Source organism: Cytobacillus spartinae, assembly GCF_042865285.1.
GTDB lineage: Bacteria > Bacillota > Bacilli > Bacillales > Cytobacillaceae > Robertmurraya_A > Robertmurraya_A spartinae.
The window spans coordinates 669,982-685,101 of record NZ_JBIACK010000001.1 but is presented as its reverse complement, the minus strand read 5'-3'; the positions used below and the strand labels follow the sequence as shown (position 1 = coordinate 685,101).

General features: G+C 39.3%; 15 protein-coding genes. 10 read left to right on the top strand and 5 right to left on the bottom strand.

Translation table 11 applies throughout. The annotated features are described in order from the left end of the window. Nucleotides 1-155: 155 nt before the first annotated feature. Together ACFYKX_RS03365 and ACFYKX_RS03360 are read left to right on the top strand one after the other, a co-directional pair. The gene (locus ACFYKX_RS03365) at nucleotides 156-1,277 is read left to right on the top strand and encodes a M20 peptidase aminoacylase family protein (protein ID WP_389358044.1); all 1,122 of its coding nucleotides are present in this window, start codon (nucleotides 156-158) and stop codon (nucleotides 1,275-1,277) included. Nucleotides 1,278-1,450: 173 nt separating this feature from the next. Next, nucleotides 1,451-1,915 carry a DinB family protein gene (locus ACFYKX_RS03360; RefSeq protein ID WP_389358042.1) on the top strand — a complete coding sequence of 155 codons (465 nt, stop codon included), beginning with the start codon at nucleotides 1,451-1,453 and terminating at the stop codon, nucleotides 1,913-1,915. Nucleotides 1,916-2,010: 95 nt separating this feature from the next. On the opposite strand, the gene ACFYKX_RS03355 is transcribed toward ACFYKX_RS03360, so the two are convergent. The 5 genes from ACFYKX_RS03355 to ACFYKX_RS03335 form a co-directional block, all read right to left on the bottom strand. Continuing rightward, nucleotides 2,011-2,220 (bottom strand): hypothetical protein, encoded by a 210-nt coding sequence (locus ACFYKX_RS03355; RefSeq protein WP_389358040.1) that lies wholly within the window; start codon nucleotides 2,218-2,220, stop codon nucleotides 2,011-2,013. An 18-nt stretch (nucleotides 2,221-2,238) separates the two neighbouring features. Further along, on the bottom strand, nucleotides 2,239-2,763 hold the full coding sequence (locus ACFYKX_RS03350) for a CBO0543 family protein (protein WP_389358038.1): 525 nt from the start codon (nucleotides 2,761-2,763) through the stop codon (nucleotides 2,239-2,241). 122 nt (nucleotides 2,764-2,885) lie between these two features. Then, the gene (locus tag ACFYKX_RS03345) at nucleotides 2,886-3,137 is read right to left on the bottom strand and encodes a hypothetical protein (protein ID WP_389358037.1); all 252 of its coding nucleotides are present in this window, start codon (nucleotides 3,135-3,137) and stop codon (nucleotides 2,886-2,888) included. A gap of 456 nt (nucleotides 3,138-3,593) precedes the next feature. Next, nucleotides 3,594-4,268 (bottom strand): SOS response-associated peptidase, encoded by a 675-nt coding sequence (locus ACFYKX_RS03340; RefSeq protein ID WP_389358035.1) that lies wholly within the window; start codon nucleotides 4,266-4,268, stop codon nucleotides 3,594-3,596. A gap of 43 nt (nucleotides 4,269-4,311) precedes the next feature. Beyond that, nucleotides 4,312-4,902, bottom strand: coding sequence for a TetR/AcrR family transcriptional regulator (locus ACFYKX_RS03335; protein ID WP_389358033.1), 591 nt, complete (start codon nucleotides 4,900-4,902; stop codon nucleotides 4,312-4,314). Between the two features lie 321 nt (nucleotides 4,903-5,223). Here ACFYKX_RS03335 and ACFYKX_RS03330 point away from each other — a divergent pair, with 321 nt between their 5' ends. From ACFYKX_RS03330 to ACFYKX_RS03295, 8 genes are all read left to right on the top strand, one after another. Beyond that, the gene (locus tag ACFYKX_RS03330; protein WP_389358031.1) at nucleotides 5,224-6,381 is read left to right on the top strand and encodes a CaiB/BaiF CoA transferase family protein; all 1,158 of its coding nucleotides are present in this window, start codon (nucleotides 5,224-5,226) and stop codon (nucleotides 6,379-6,381) included. Between the two features lie 40 nt (nucleotides 6,382-6,421). Then, entirely contained in the window at nucleotides 6,422-7,189 is a 768-nt protein-coding gene (locus tag ACFYKX_RS03325; protein WP_389358029.1) for a 3-hydroxyacyl-CoA dehydrogenase, read from the top strand. A gap of 12 nt (nucleotides 7,190-7,201) precedes the next feature. Further along, complete coding sequence (locus tag ACFYKX_RS03320; RefSeq protein ID WP_389358027.1) at nucleotides 7,202-8,188, top strand: NAD(P)H-dependent flavin oxidoreductase; 987 nt, start codon at nucleotides 7,202-7,204, stop codon at nucleotides 8,186-8,188. A 22-nt stretch (nucleotides 8,189-8,210) separates the two neighbouring features. Further along, the gene (locus ACFYKX_RS03315; RefSeq protein ID WP_389358025.1) at nucleotides 8,211-9,362 is read left to right on the top strand and encodes a thiolase family protein; all 1,152 of its coding nucleotides are present in this window, start codon (nucleotides 8,211-8,213) and stop codon (nucleotides 9,360-9,362) included. A gap of 421 nt (nucleotides 9,363-9,783) precedes the next feature. Continuing rightward, nucleotides 9,784-11,292 (top strand): class I adenylate-forming enzyme family protein, encoded by a 1,509-nt coding sequence (locus tag ACFYKX_RS03310; RefSeq protein WP_389358023.1) that lies wholly within the window; start codon nucleotides 9,784-9,786, stop codon nucleotides 11,290-11,292. An 11-nt stretch (nucleotides 11,293-11,303) separates the two neighbouring features. After that, on the top strand, nucleotides 11,304-12,242 hold the full coding sequence (locus ACFYKX_RS03305) for an MBL fold metallo-hydrolase (RefSeq protein ID WP_389358021.1): 939 nt from the start codon (nucleotides 11,304-11,306) through the stop codon (nucleotides 12,240-12,242). 37 nt (nucleotides 12,243-12,279) lie between these two features. Further along, entirely contained in the window at nucleotides 12,280-13,425 is a 1,146-nt protein-coding gene (locus ACFYKX_RS03300) for an acyl-CoA dehydrogenase family protein (RefSeq protein WP_389358019.1), read from the top strand. A gap of 153 nt (nucleotides 13,426-13,578) precedes the next feature. Beyond that, complete coding sequence (locus ACFYKX_RS03295; protein ID WP_389358017.1) at nucleotides 13,579-15,108, top strand: class I adenylate-forming enzyme family protein; 1,530 nt, start codon at nucleotides 13,579-13,581, stop codon at nucleotides 15,106-15,108. The last annotated feature ends 12 nt before the right edge of the window (nucleotides 15,109-15,120 follow it).

Below are 15,120 nucleotides of genomic sequence, written 5' to 3'. Positions count from 1 at the left end.
AGTAAATCAAAAATTCCGAATTTGAATAAAATTTATATTGTAGAAGAGGTGCTGCTTCAGTATAATCATTTAAAATGGCACTTCATTATAATAAAGATGATAAATTTCACCTTTCCATTTAGGTGAAAAGTAGCCACGTTAAGAGGGGTTTTCAAATGAAGATCATGGTAGAACAACACAAAAAAAGCATTCTGGAGACTTTTCGTCATTTCCATGAACATCCGGAGTTAAGCTGGGAAGAAACGAAAACGACCGATTATATAAAAGAAGTATTATTAGAACTGGGCTGTCGAGTTCGGACATTCAATGATTCAACAGGGGTAATAGGAGAAATTGGTAAGGGGAAGCCTGTTGTGGCTTTAAGAGCTGATATGGATGCATTATGGCAGGAAGTAGATGGAGTTTATCAGGCAAATCATTCATGTGGACATGATGCCCATATGGCGATGGTCTTAGGAGTAGTAGAAGCTTTAAAGGCTATGGATTCTCTCCCGAACGGTACGGTGCGCTTTATTTTCCAACCTGCTGAGGAAAAAGGAACAGGTGCATTGAAATTTGTAGAAGATGGTGTCGTAGATGATGTGGATTATTTGTACGGCGTCCACTTACGCCCTATACAAGAAATGCCGCTTGGCAAAGCTAGCTCAGCCATCATACACGGAGCAGCTAGAGTCATGGAAGGGAAAATATCTGGAGAAGATTTGCATGGTGCACGTCCTCACCTAGGTGCTAATGCTATTGAGGTAGGTGCAACACTAGTCAACATGCTCAATAGTATCCATTTAAATTCAATGGTTCCATACTCTGTAAAAATGACATCCTTTCATGCTGGGGGAAAAAGTCATAATATCATACCAGGGAATGCGACATTCAGCTTAGATTTACGTGCTCAATCGAATGAAGCCATGGATCAACTTATCAAAAAAGTGAATCATCAAGCTGACATCCTTCAGAATTTATACGGGATTAACATCGAACTGACCACCACGGCAAAGATTGCTGCTGCAGTAGAAAGTCAAGAAGCACAAAATATCATGGAACTTGCCATATCAGACGTACTTGGCGCTGAAAATGCAGAAGCACCTCTTGTGACTACAGGTGGAGATGATTTTCATTTTTATAGCATTAAACGACCGCATTTAAAAGCGACCATGCTCGGATTAGGTTGTGACTTAGCACCAGGTTTACACCACCCGAACATGACCTTTAATCACGATGCTTTATTAAATGGAACGGAGATATTAACACGAGCAGTGCTTCTAACGTTGGAAAAATAAATAACCTTTCAAAATCGAGTTCCCTTTTGGTGGGCTCGATTTTTTCATTGAAAAAGTAAGGATTAGGCAAGTGCAAATAGTTAATTCTTACTTAAAATCTTTTATAGAAAATAGAAGGAAAATATCCATTTTTATCGAACTTTTAGCTAGTAAAAGAAAAGGGGTTCTTTTAAATGAATCGACGTCAAGAAGTATTATTTGCTCAATTAGAAAGCTATCGAAGTTACATTTTAGGTGTAGTTTCGAATCTACTGGAAGAAGAAGCAGAAGTGATTCCATCTGGCTTTAATAACAACATCCGTTGGAACCTTGGTCACATATACCTCGATCAATATTTGTGGATTCAAGCAGTTACGAAGGAGAAGGCTGATGTACCTGAGGCATTCAATTCTTGGTTTGGATATGGATCATCACCAGAAAACTTCACATCTGACACACCTTCATTCGAGGAATTAAAGTCGTTACTAGAGCAGCAACCAACAAAAATTAAAGAGTTGTTCGGTCATCGATTTGACGAGGAATTTCCTCCTGTAGACATGGGAATGTACACAATTGAACAAGCACTCATCCGTACCGTTTTTCACGAGGGAATGCACTTGCAAACTATACTAGATATCAAAAAGTTATTAAATCAATAGGTTAAAAAGAGGCAGAGACCGGAAGTCTTTGTCTTTTTTACTAATTATAAAATAAATTGCGAATTGGAAAGTCGGAAGCTAGTATAACAGAACATTTATAAAAATAACGCAATAAATAGTAAACCTACACCTAAAAGAAAACCAACAATTAGACCTAAGTTATCTATAAAAAATAGAATCTTACTGTTCTTCTGAAAATTATAGGCGGTAATTCTTTTTTGTAACCAATAACCAAAAATGATGATAAAAAGAAGAGAAAATACGATTAAAGTAGGTGTGTCCTTTATATAAGTCTCACTTTGCATTCTCTCACCGTTTTCCTATTATTTTAGAACAGAAAAGGGGACGTCAAAAATCCACCAAAATCCTATAATAGTTGGCAGAACAAGAAGCCATGCTACATACGGTTTTTTATAGTGCAATAGCAACATAGAAAACATGATCACATTGAACACCAAATCCCATCCGTAATTCCAACCATGATGATATGTCATTATACCAGTTGTATGGGCAATACATTCTGTTATTCCGTAAATACCCGTCCATAAAAAAATAGACAGAATCTGCTTGGATTTCTCAGAACTCAACCTCCCAAGAAAAATAGATAACGTTACTGGATACTGAATAGCCATTTTTCCTAATGCAATTAACGAATGATTTAACTGTAAACCCTCATCTATAAACCCCAAAGGCTTAAACTTCCACATCGTATGATCAAATAATAAAAATTGGTATAATAAGTCACCTATGATAAAGAACAAGAGAGAGGGATAATAGCGGCTAAAATCCTTCCAGTTACCATATTTCCATCCGATGTACCCGTAGATAATAAACAGGATTATATTCATGTGATTACTCCAGAATTTGTAATTTAAGCTAATCCCTTTTATTATTCAATACAGAATGATTATATATTCTAAAATTAGAAATGGCTTAGCACGAATGCTAAGCCAACTAATTAATTACTTATTTACAACCCCATATCCATATGATTCATATGTTGAAAGTTTTTGCTGGGCATTGCACCGTTTGTTCCATGACATGATTCGTACATATCTTTCAATTCTTTTTCAGATAGTTCTGGATGCATTTCTTCCATAAACGGTTTCATTTGGCCAAAATTCATTACTCCATTTTCTACTTCATTATCCTGCGCAAAGGTGGCTGTAGCAATGGCGAGGAATAAAGAAGCTGTCAAAATACTAGTGAATAGTTTTTTCATAGAATTCATCTCCTTCGTATTCTCACGATAAAAATAACAAGAAGATATCGAGAACTCATGCAGAACTCGTGAATAAATCGTGACGATTTGTTAATGAAGCCCTTTTGTTGCTTATTGCTCAAAGATACGGCATGAGGCTGCCTCGTAGGTACCTTATAATTCACCTCTCTCGAAATATACGTCATCAGTTTGCTTCTTTGATGTCCTAAAATTCATTATTGCTCAAATATATCGCATCATAATGCCTTTTTGATGCCTTATACTTCATCAATCCTCAAATATACGTCATCAAAATGCCTTTTTAATCCTATAATTAATCGTTCTTCACATATACGTAATCAAAATGCCTCCGTGACACCCTATATCTTAACATTCCTCAAAAAAAACAGTATTACAAAACATAAAACGATCCATAAATAAACGAGCCCTATCTTTAATAGAAAGGGCTCCCTACGACTATAAACTATTAATTGGCGACAACAACTCAGCCATCTCATTCTTAGGTGAATTAACAAGCGAGGTTACTGCATATTTCTCCATTTCATCAGCCGGATAGGGGACGAGGAGGGACTTTAAATGTTCCGTGTCTTCAAACTTCGGATTCATCCATGTGTCATAAGCGTTCTCATGCAAAATTACTGGCATGCGATCATGAACATCTTCTGTCACCTTATTTGGAGTCGTTGTAATCACAGTACAAGACACAATTGGTTCCGTACCCTTTTTCCATATTTCATAAAGGCCTGCCATTGCAAAAGGTTTCCTATCCTTCATAACAAATCGATAAGGCTGTTTTGTTTTACCATCATCAAGCTTTTTCCACTCATAAAAGCCATCTGCTATCACAAGACAGCGACGTTTTTTAAAAGCATGCTTGAAGGACGGCTTTTCTTCAATCCCTTCGCTGCGAGCGTTAATCATTTTATAACCAATTTTCTCGTCCGAAGCCCAAAACGGAATCAGCCCCCAACGCAACATACTTCCTTTCCGACGTTCACCATTCGAACCAATCGCCAAAACCTTTTGGCTTGGCGCTATGTTATATCTAGGCAAATATTCATCATAGAACTCAAATTCAAATTGTGCCTGTAGCTGAAGAATATTGTCTGTTAACGTAAATCTTCCACACATAAGTTTCCACCTCTAGTAAGCTCTTGCGTATAAAAACTTCCTTTTATTTCAATACCATTTTTAAAAGATGGGTGGCGAATGCTTGAGCAATTTCTTCAGATGTTTGTGGACCATCCTCGCTGTACCATTGGAGAATCCAATTTAATGCTCCTAAAATAATAAAGCGAACCATCCTAATATCTATGTTCTCGTCAAAAACGTTCTTTTCAATTCCTTCTTTTAAAATTTTATCAAAAAAATGAGCATAGTCTCTTCGTTGACCGAGAGCATCCTCTAAATGTTCTCCCGTAAAATGTTGATCAGGTTTATCCATCATCATAAACATAGACTTTTCACTGGTGGCAAGAAGGACGTGAGACTTTACCGCATTTCTGAGTTTTTCAATAGGATTTAACTCACTATTTGCTACTTGCTCAATCTTTTCAAGACTCAGTTCCATAATCATCTGGTGGCACTGATACAATAGATCATCCTTATTTTTAAAATAGTAATACATCGATCCTTTTGTCATTAATAGGTTTGCCGCAACCTCTTCCATAGTCGTTCCATGATATCCTTTTTCAGCAAGCACAGTAGCAGCAGACCTTAAGATTTCCTCTTTCTTTTTGGCAATCTTTTTTTCTCTTAATGACATGACAATTCCTCCTAGGTCCAAAAAGTTTATTGTACAAGCTAATAAAGTAGCATGAGACTTGAAGGTAGATAATATTATTGAACATCGTTTCATTTTTTTACCTTGTGTTTAAATCGTATGTTAGAGAAGTGGAAAAATCAACTAAGAATTTAATAGAGGTAAAGGCAAGGAACTAGCAAAAGCTTGTATGACCGTGTTCTTCTTGAAATAAAATTAAACAGAGAGTCAAAAAATAAATACGTTGTATAATTTTTAGAAAATTGCTATTATTTGTATATGTAAGCGATTTCCTTATCTATTTTCGAAAGGAGTTGTTGTTGATTGTCGTTACCTCTTGATGGAGTACGAGTCTTAGATTTAACTAGATTGTTACCAGGACCCTATTGTTCGTTGATGCTAGCTGACTTTGGTGCAGATGTCATAAAAGTGGAAGATCCAAAACTAGGAGACTATGCACGTTGGGGCGAACCGAAGATTGAAGGACAAAGTGCAATGTTTATGTCTCTTAACCGGAACAAACGTAGTGTGACCCTAAACTTAAAAGATGAGAAAGATAAAAAGATTTTTATTGATTTAGTTAAAACAGCGGATGTTTTAATTGAATCATTTCGTCCAGGGGTGATGGAACGCCTAGGCCTTGGATACGAGCAACTTAAAGAACACCAACCTAAATTAATATACTGTGCGATTACTGGTTATGGCCAGACGGGTCCGTTTACCAGTGAACCTGGACATGATCTAAACTTTTTAAGTTATGCGGGCCTTCTACATCTACAGGGAGATCCAAATGGAAAACCACTCATTCCATCTGTGCAAATAGGCGATATTGGTGGTGGGTCTCTAATGGCTACCATTGGAATCTTACTTTCCATTATTGATGCTCAGAAATCTGGAGAGGGTCAGTTTATTGATATTTCCATGCTTGATGGTGCTGTGTCGTGGATGCAAACGATTCTTCCTAACTATTTTTCTAGTACACCAGAAACTCTTAAAAGAGGAGAGTTTGTTCTAAATGGAGGAAAAGCTAGCTATGAGGTGTATGAAACAAAGGATCACAGATACATATCAGTCGGTGCGCTAGAGTTTAAGTTTTGGAAGAATTTTTGCGAGGTGATTGGCAAAACAGATCTAATCGCAAAACTAGAAGCCCCCATTGAACAGCAAAGGAAGATGAAAGTAGAGATTCAAGAGATGATCTCACAAAAAACACTTCAAGAGTGGATGTTCCTTTTTGAAGGAATTGATGCGTGTGTGTCGCCTGTTTTAACACCGGAAGAAATGATGGAACACCCGCAAATAAGAGACCGACAAATGATTGAAGAAATTGAACACCCTGGAATTGGAAAAGTAAAACACATTAGCAATCCTATTAAGCTATTAAGCAAAAAGGTACAAATGAAGCGTCTTGCACCAAAGCTCGGGGAGCATAATGATGAAATTCTTGAAGAATTAGGCTATGTAAAACGAGAGAATCTATAAGTTTTAGTTGAATATATTAGAGATGGAAAGGAGTAAAAAAATGAGAATACAAGATTCTATTGCAATCGTTACTGGAGGAGCTTCAGGACTTGGAGAGGCTACTGTTCGAAACATGGTTAAAAATGGTGGAAAAGTAGCTATTTTAGACCTACAAGAAGATAGAGCCAATCAATTAGTAGAAGAGCTAGGCGAAAATGTGATCTTTTTCAAAACAAATGTTTCTAGCGAGGAAGATGTTCAAAAAGCGATTGATGGAACCATTGCAACATTTGGCCCTTTTAATACGGTTGTAAACTGTGCCGGAATTGGTGCTGCTGAAAAAACAGTTAGTAAAGGAAAGGCTCATAGTTTTAACACTTTTAAGAAAGTCATTGAAGTGAATTTAGTAGGTACTTTCAATGTCATTCGACTAGCTGCGGAGAAATTAGTTGCTAATACGCCGAATGAAGAAGGTGAGCGCGGTGTCATTATTAATACGGCGTCTGTAGCAGCGTTTGAAGGACAAATTGGGCAAGTTGCTTACAGTGCTTCAAAAGGCGGAGTTGTTGGAATGACCTTGCCGATTGCTCGAGATTTAGCGAGGGATGGAATTCGAGTAGTAACGATTGCTCCTGGTTTAATTGAGACACCACTATTCGGTGGGTTAAATGAACAGGCAAAAGCGGCGCTAGAGTCACAGGTTCCATTCCCATCTAGATTAGGTCGCCCTTCGGAATATGCGCACCTAGCACAATCGATTATTGAGAACCCAATGCTAAACGGTGAAACGATTCGTCTTGATGGTGCCATTAGAATGTCACCGAGATAAGGGAGGGTAAGGATGAAAACGAGAATTACCGAACTGTTAGGAATCGATTATCCTATTATATGTGGTGGGATGTATCAAGTTGGCCGTGCCGAACTAGCTGCGGCCATTTCTGAGGCTGGTGGCTTAGGAATCATCACTTCAAAAACGTTTGGTACGCCTGAGGGTTTGCGGAGTGAAATCCACAAGGTAAAAGCACTAACAGATAAACCGTTTGGGGTAAACTTAAATCTTTTTCCTAGCCAAACGGCTACGCCAAATGAAGATTTCATAGATGTTTTAATAGAAGAAAACGTTAAAATCGTTGAAACAAGCGGGAGAAGTCCGAAAGAATTAATGCCACAGCTGAAGGAGAATGGATTTATCGTTCTTCATAAAGTTCCTGGAGTAAAATATGCCATCACCGCTGAGAAACTTGGAGTCGACGCTGTCATCATTGTCGGAAACGAAACGGGGGGTCACCCTGGGATGAGTGATGTTGGTACACTCGTCATGTTACCTAGGGTAGTAGATTCTGTCTCAATCCCCGTGATTGCGGGTGGAGGATTTTCCGATGGTAGAGGCTTGGTAAGTGCGCTTGCCCTCGGTGCAGAAGGAATTGTAATGGGAACACGCTTTATGGCAACGAAAGAGGCTCCCATTCACGATAACGTCAAGGAATGGATGGTTCAAGCTGATGAGACCAATACGATTATTGTTCAACGTAATATCGGTAGTCCATCTAGAGTAGCCCTTAACGAAGTAAGTAAAGAAGTAGAACGACTTGAGAGGGAAGGGGCTTCATTAGAGCAGCTACTCCCGTATATCACCGGAAAAAGAAGTAAGAATGTCTATTTTGAAGGTGATCTTGATGGGGGCATTTGGTCTTGTGGCCAATCCGTTGGTCTTATAAAAGAGATTCTCTCGATTCAAGAGTTATTTTTACAAATGAAAGAAGAGGCGAACTTGTCCCTTCAACATATTCAAAACCGTTTAACACCGAATACTGAGGTAACGAAATAGACTAATTTTGGAGGAATGTAAGATGCGTGAAGTAGTGATTGTAGAAGCAGTTCGTACACCTGTTGGAAAAAGAAAAGGATTATTAAGCAACGAACGTCCAGATGAATTAGCGGCTAAAGTGTTAAAGGAGTTAGTCAAGCGTGCAGGTGTGGAACCTGGAATCGTTCAAGATGTAATCATGGGTTGCGTATCACAGGTTGAGGAGCAAGGGGTAAATATTGCTCGTACAGCAACGTTGATGGCTGATTTTCCAATTCATGTACCAGCGACTACAATTGACCGTCAATGTGGATCAGGTCAACAGGCGATTCATTTTGCGGCACAAGCGATTCTAAGTGGAGATATGGATGTCGTGATCGCGGGTGGTGTGGAAAGCATGTCACGTGTTCCACTTGGCGCAACAAGAAGAAATTCTGATTGGGCGGAAAGCTTAACTTCGAAATATGAAATGATTCACCAAGGGTTGTCTGCAGAACGCATTGCGGAAAAATGGGGGTATACTCGCACTCAACTGGATGAGTTTTCACTAGAAAGCCACAACAGAGCCCTGAAAGCTATTGAAGAAGGACGCTTCGAACGTGAAGTGATGCCATTAGAAGTAACGCTTGAAGATGGAACAACTGTTACGGTGAAAAATGACGAAGGACCAAGAGCCGGATCAACAATTGAAAAATTAGGAACGTTAAAGCCAGCGTTTAAAGAAGACGGTAATATTCATGCTGGAAACTCTAGTCAAATGAGTGATGGAGCGGCAGCTCTTTTACTAATGTCTAAAGATAAAGCGGAAGAGTTAGGATTAAAACCTAGATTCCGTATCATTGCTCGTCAAGTAGTTGGTTCAGATCCAACCCTTATGCTAACTGGACCAATTGAGGCTTCAAAGCAAGTACTTCAAAAAGCAGGCTTAACGATCGAAGACATGGATACGTATGAAGTAAATGAAGCATTTGCACCAGTTCCAATGTGCTGGTTAGAAGAACTAAAGGCAGATCCGCAAAAGCTTAATCCTAATGGTGGCGCAATCGCACTAGGTCATCCACTAGGTGCTACAGGTGCGCGTATTATGACTTCAATGATGCATGAATTAGAAAGAACAGGCGGCCGCTACGGTCTTCAAGCCATCTGTGAAGGTGGCGGAATGGCCAACGCAACGATTATTGAAAGAATTGAGTAGTTAGAGGAGTTGCAGCAGGAGAGGGAGGATTGTCTCCTGCTGTGACTCTGTAAATCTCGGTTTCGCGGTTATTTTATGTAATTTCGCGATTATATCGAAAAAAACGCGATTATCTTGCTGATTTTCGCGATTATATCGAAAAAAACGCGATTATCTTGCTAATTTTCGCGATTATATTAAAAAGTCACGATTAGCTTATAAAATTTAGTGATTACAGCATAAACTAGCAAAACCAAACTACAACACTAGAACACACCACACACAAACCCACACCATGCACACAGCAGCACACCATCTTCTTCAGTCATAACAACGCTCGTAACAGGTAAAGTAAATTGGTTTTCACAGAATTGCCGTCTACTAGTAAAGTCACCCTGTTTTAAAAAAAGCGATTTATCAAATGAACTGAGGAGGTTTTATTATGAACGTTGTTAATCTAATTGTTCAAACTGCTGACCGCCTTCCAGAAAAAACAGCTCTCGTCTTTCGAAATGAACCGATGTCGTATCAAGAACTTAAAGAGAAAATACTAAGGGTTGCAAACGGTCTAAAGTCTCTTGGAATCAGAGAAGATATGAATGTTGGTCTCATGTTAACGACTCGACCTGAATATGTCCTCTCTTATTTTGCCCTGCTGGCGATCGGTGCAACGGTTGTCCCACTAAACCCGCAATACAAAGAGAAGGAACTGACATACGCATTAAATGATTCTGAATCACAAGCACTCATTTACGATCAAGCCGTAGCTGGAATTGTGGAGAATGCAAAAAATCATTTTACCACTACCAATCTATTGATTCCTTGCTATGGAAAAGAGGACCCTCGATGTGAATGGACGAAATTGCTAGACTCAGAACCTCTTGACGAACTCACCCCTAGAATAAGCGAAGATACAGCACAAATTATTTATACCTCGGGCACAACAGGAAATCCGAAAGGTGCAATGATTACCCACGATAATGTAGCCTGGATGACCAAGGCAATGACGGATGAACAAGGGACGAACGAAAAGGATCGAGTCATCGTTGTTCTTCCACTGTTCCATGCGTTTGCGAAAATGGCTGGGATTTGGTGTCCACTTTACAAAGGAGCGACCATTTATATCGAAGAACGATTCCACCCTGATGCCATTTTAGAAATGATAGAAAGAGAGCGAATTACTGTCTTTAGTGGCGTGCCAACGATGTTTACTTTGTTTGTACACTCTCCTAGATTAAAAGAATTCGACTATTCTTCCTTACGAATTTTTGGCTCTGGTGGTGCAAGTATTCCGGTTGAAATTATTGACCGAATCAAAAAAGAAATCGGAGTGGAGATGGTAGAAGCGTACGGGCAAACAGAAGCCACCATTATGATTACCAGTCAACCAGTTAACGGAGAAAAGGTGGTTGGATCAGTAGGGCCACCAATAGAGGGCGTTGATTTACGAATTGTGACACCTGATGATCGTGATGTGCCACAAGGTGAGATTGGCGAAATCATTTTCCGAGGTCGTAATGCCATGAAAGGTTACTATAATAAGCCAGAAGAAACAGCTACAACGATTCGTGATGGCTGGGTTTACACAGGGGACCTTGCTTATCAGGACAAAAATGGAAACGTTTTCATTGTAGATCGTAAAAAGGACATGATTATTCGCGGAGGATACAATGTCTATCCTCGCGAGATTGAAGAAGTGCTGTATGCGCACAGTGATGTAATTGAATGCGCTGTAGTGGGGGAGGCTCACGAAATTCTTGGGGAAGAAATTGTTGCCTATGTGGTGGTAAAAAATAATCTTCAAGAGGAAGAGCTTTCTGCATACTGTCGAGAGCATTTAGCAAAATATAAAACGCCTAGAGTATTCCGATTCCTTGACTCTCTACCAAAAACAGTTACAGGAAAAATATTAAAAGGTCCCCTTCGTAAAAAAGAAACAAAAACGATTTAAGGAGGTTCCACTTGTTTACAGAGATAGGTGTCACGCAGGTTACCATCCCGCTACCCTTTCGGCTAAACCACGTTCACTGTTTTTTTGCTGAAGGAGAGAATGGATGGACGATTATCGATGCGGGGTTAAATAATCAAACAACAGAGGATATATGGAAACCTTTTATCCAAAAGCATGAAGTCAAAAATATCATTCTCACACACTACCATCCAGACCATTTTGGTTATGCCGGTACGCTCCAGAAGTTAACAGGAGCTGAAGTATGGATGACAAAAGTGGATGAAGAGGCAGGCAAATCGATATGGGAACCTTCATCTTTAGAAAACCAAAGAAAAAATTATCAAACATGCGGCTTACCAGAGGAGATTGCCAATGAACTAACGTCTGATGAAGGAAGTTTTCAAGCCAGAGTTAAACCATATCCAACGGTGAAACACCACCTTGAAGAAGGGATGAATGTACATTTCGGGAAGTACGAATATGAAGTTATTTTTACTCCAGGTCACTCAGACGGTCTCATTTCACTTTTTAATAAGGAAAAAAGTGTTCTGTTTTCGACGGATCATATTCTACCGAAAATTTCACCAAATGTTTCGTATTGGTTTAGAGGAATCAGTAACCCCCTTCAAGCATTTTTTACATCACTTGAAAAAGTAAAACGTTTGGATGCGGAATATGTTATTCCATCTCACGGGAAACCGTTTCAACATGCCAATAAAAGAATTGATGAATTACTAGGGCACCATCAAGAGCGACTTCACAAAGTCTATGAATTTATGAAACAGCCCTCGACCATTTATGAAGTCTGTAACCAGCTTTTTCAAGGGTTGAATACACACGAAACCCGATTTGCGATCGGAGAGACATTGGCACATCTTCAGTATTTACATCAGGATCAGCAGTGCAAAAAATACATGGAAAACGGTACTTGGTACTTTGAAGCTATCTAATCATGTAAGCGATTTTAAAAAGTAGGAGTGAATAAAGTTGAGTAAACGTTATCTACAAGAAGAACATGAAATATTTCGGAAAGCTTTTCGTAAATTCCTTGACCAGCATGCTGTTCCATTTTTCGAGGAGTGGGAACAAGCAAAACAGGTGCCGAAATCGTTTTGGAAAAAGGCAGGAGAACAAGGATTCTTATGTCCATGGGTAGACGAAAAGTATGGAGGTTCTAATGCTGATTTTGCTTACTCGGTGATTATCACAGAGGAGTTAGATCGAATTGGGTCTGGTATCGGAGGTTTAGGACTGCATAATGACATTGTGATGCCTTATATTGAAGAGTTTGGAACAGAAGAGCAAAAGGAAAGATGGTTACCGAAAGCCGTTTCAGGTGATATGATTTCCGCCATTGCGATGACAGAACCTGGAACGGGTTCAGACTTGGCTTCTATTAAAACGACTGCTAAAGACAATGGTGACAATTATATTTTAAACGGAGAAAAGACATTTATCACGAATGGTTATTCGGCTAATTTTGTCATTGTGGTTTGTGTAACAAATCCGAATGCTCAACCAGCACATAAAGGGATCAGCTTGTTAGTAGTAGAGGAAGGAACACCTGGTTTCAAGAAAGGCAAGAAGCTAAGAAAAGTAGGTCAGCATGCAAATGATACGTCGGAGTTAATTTTTGAAGATGCTGTTGTACCAAAAGAGAATTTAATCGGCGAAGAGGGCATGGGCTTTTACTATTTGATGAAGAAGCTTCAGCAGGAGCGTCTAATGGTTGCGATTGGAAGCATTGCTGTTTCCAAAAGAATGCTTGAGATTACGACAGATTATGTGAAGCAAAGAACCGCGTTTGGTAAGCCAATAAGCAAGTTTCAAAATACACAATTTAAAATCGCCGAAATGGCCACCAATATTAAGATCGGTGAAACGTTCGTTGACCAGTTAATCTGTGATCATATGGAAAATAAGGACATCGTCAATGAAGTGTCAATGGCGAAGTGGTGGACGACCGATCTGTCGAAAAAAGTTGCTGGAGAGTGTATGCAACTTCACGGTGGCTATGGATATATGGAAGAGTACGAGATTGCAAGAAGATATCGGGATGTGGCTGTTGGCAGTATCTACGCCGGGACAAATGAAATCATGAAGCAAATCATTGCAAAGAATATGGGCTTATAAACCGGAATAACTACTTCTGCAAAAATAAGGGGAAACGGGCAAAGTTTTATAGATACAAACCGTCTTCACGGTGTTTTTCAAAATATAGTTTGATTCAATGAAATAACCATAAAAATCAATCCAAAATTATGGAGATAACAAGGGGGAAGGAACATGAATCTTTTTGATGGACTTGAAAGAAATGCAAGGAATAACCCAAACAAAACGGCGCTTATTTTTAATGAAACTAGTTATACGTATGAACTGTTTAATGAGGAAGCCAATCGCGTTGCCCATGGTTTACTTTCCTACGGTATTAAAAAAGGCGACAAAGTTGCCATCATGATGAAAAATTCCGACCAATTTGCCTTTGTTTTTTACGGTATTTTAAAAGCGGGTGCAGTAGCAGTTCCGATTAACTTTCGATTAACTGCTCATGAAGTAAACTATATTTTAAATGATTCAGATTCGTTAATCATCTTTGCAGATGAAGACCTTTCTGAAACAGTTAAAAAAGCGGCTGAAGGCAATGACAAGTTACTTTTACAAGTGATTTCAGGGACGACGAAACAACCTAATCAGCTCTTACTATCACAATTCCGCAGCTTTAATACGGTCAACCCTGATGTTGGTGTCGTGGAAGAGGATGATTGTGAAATTCTCTATACTTCAGGCACAACCGGTTTACCTAAAGGGGTAGTATTTGATCATCATCGTATTCTTCATGTTGGTTTTGGGATGATCATGACGATGAAAATCGCGCAAGATGACCATTTGCTTCACATTGCACCACTGTTCCATTCCGCACAACTAAATCTATTCTTGGTGACAGGAACCTTCCTTGGTTGCCAACAAGTGATTAGACAAGATTTCCATCCTGTTCAAACTTTAAAGGATATTGATCAATACAAAATTAGCTTGTTCTTTGGAGTTCCAACGATGTATAACTTCTTGCTCCAAGTACCTAACCGCGAGCAATACGATTTAACTAGTATCAAGCGTTGCGGTTACGGGGCAGCCCCAATGCCTGTGAGTTTGCTACAAAAATCGATGGATCTATTTGGAACAGATCAATTTTTCAATATGTGTGGGTTAACAGAAGGTGGACCTGGTGGAGTTTTCCTCATGCCGGATGAACATAAGATGAAGCTTGGGGCGAGTGGAAGGGCTTCTCATTTAACTGACGCAAGAGTAGTCGATGAAAACGGAGAAGATGTGCGTCCAGGTCAAGTAGGAGAGTTCATTATTAAAACTGAATCTCTTATGAAGGAATATTACAAAAAGCCAGAAGAAACAAGAAAAACTCTTAAAAATGGCTGGCTATATACAGGTGATTTGGCAACGATGGATGAAGATCGATTCATCACATTAGTCGACCGGAAAAAGGATATGATTATCTCTGGTGGAGAAAATGTATATTCAACGGAAGTAGAACAAACGATTTATAAGCATCCGGCTGTTTTGGAAGCAGCGGTCATTGGGGTGCCGCATGAGGTATGGGGTGAAACCGTAGCGGCCGTTGTTGTAGCGAAACCTGGTCAACAAATTGATCATGAAGAACTACAACAATTTTGCCGACAAGAACTAGCAGGTTATAAAATTCCAAGGATTATCTACGAGATGGATCAGCTTCCGAGAAACCCATCTGGCAAGGTGCTAAAGTATCAGCTTCGCGATAAATATAAAGAACTAGCAACAAAATAAAGGTAGAGATAA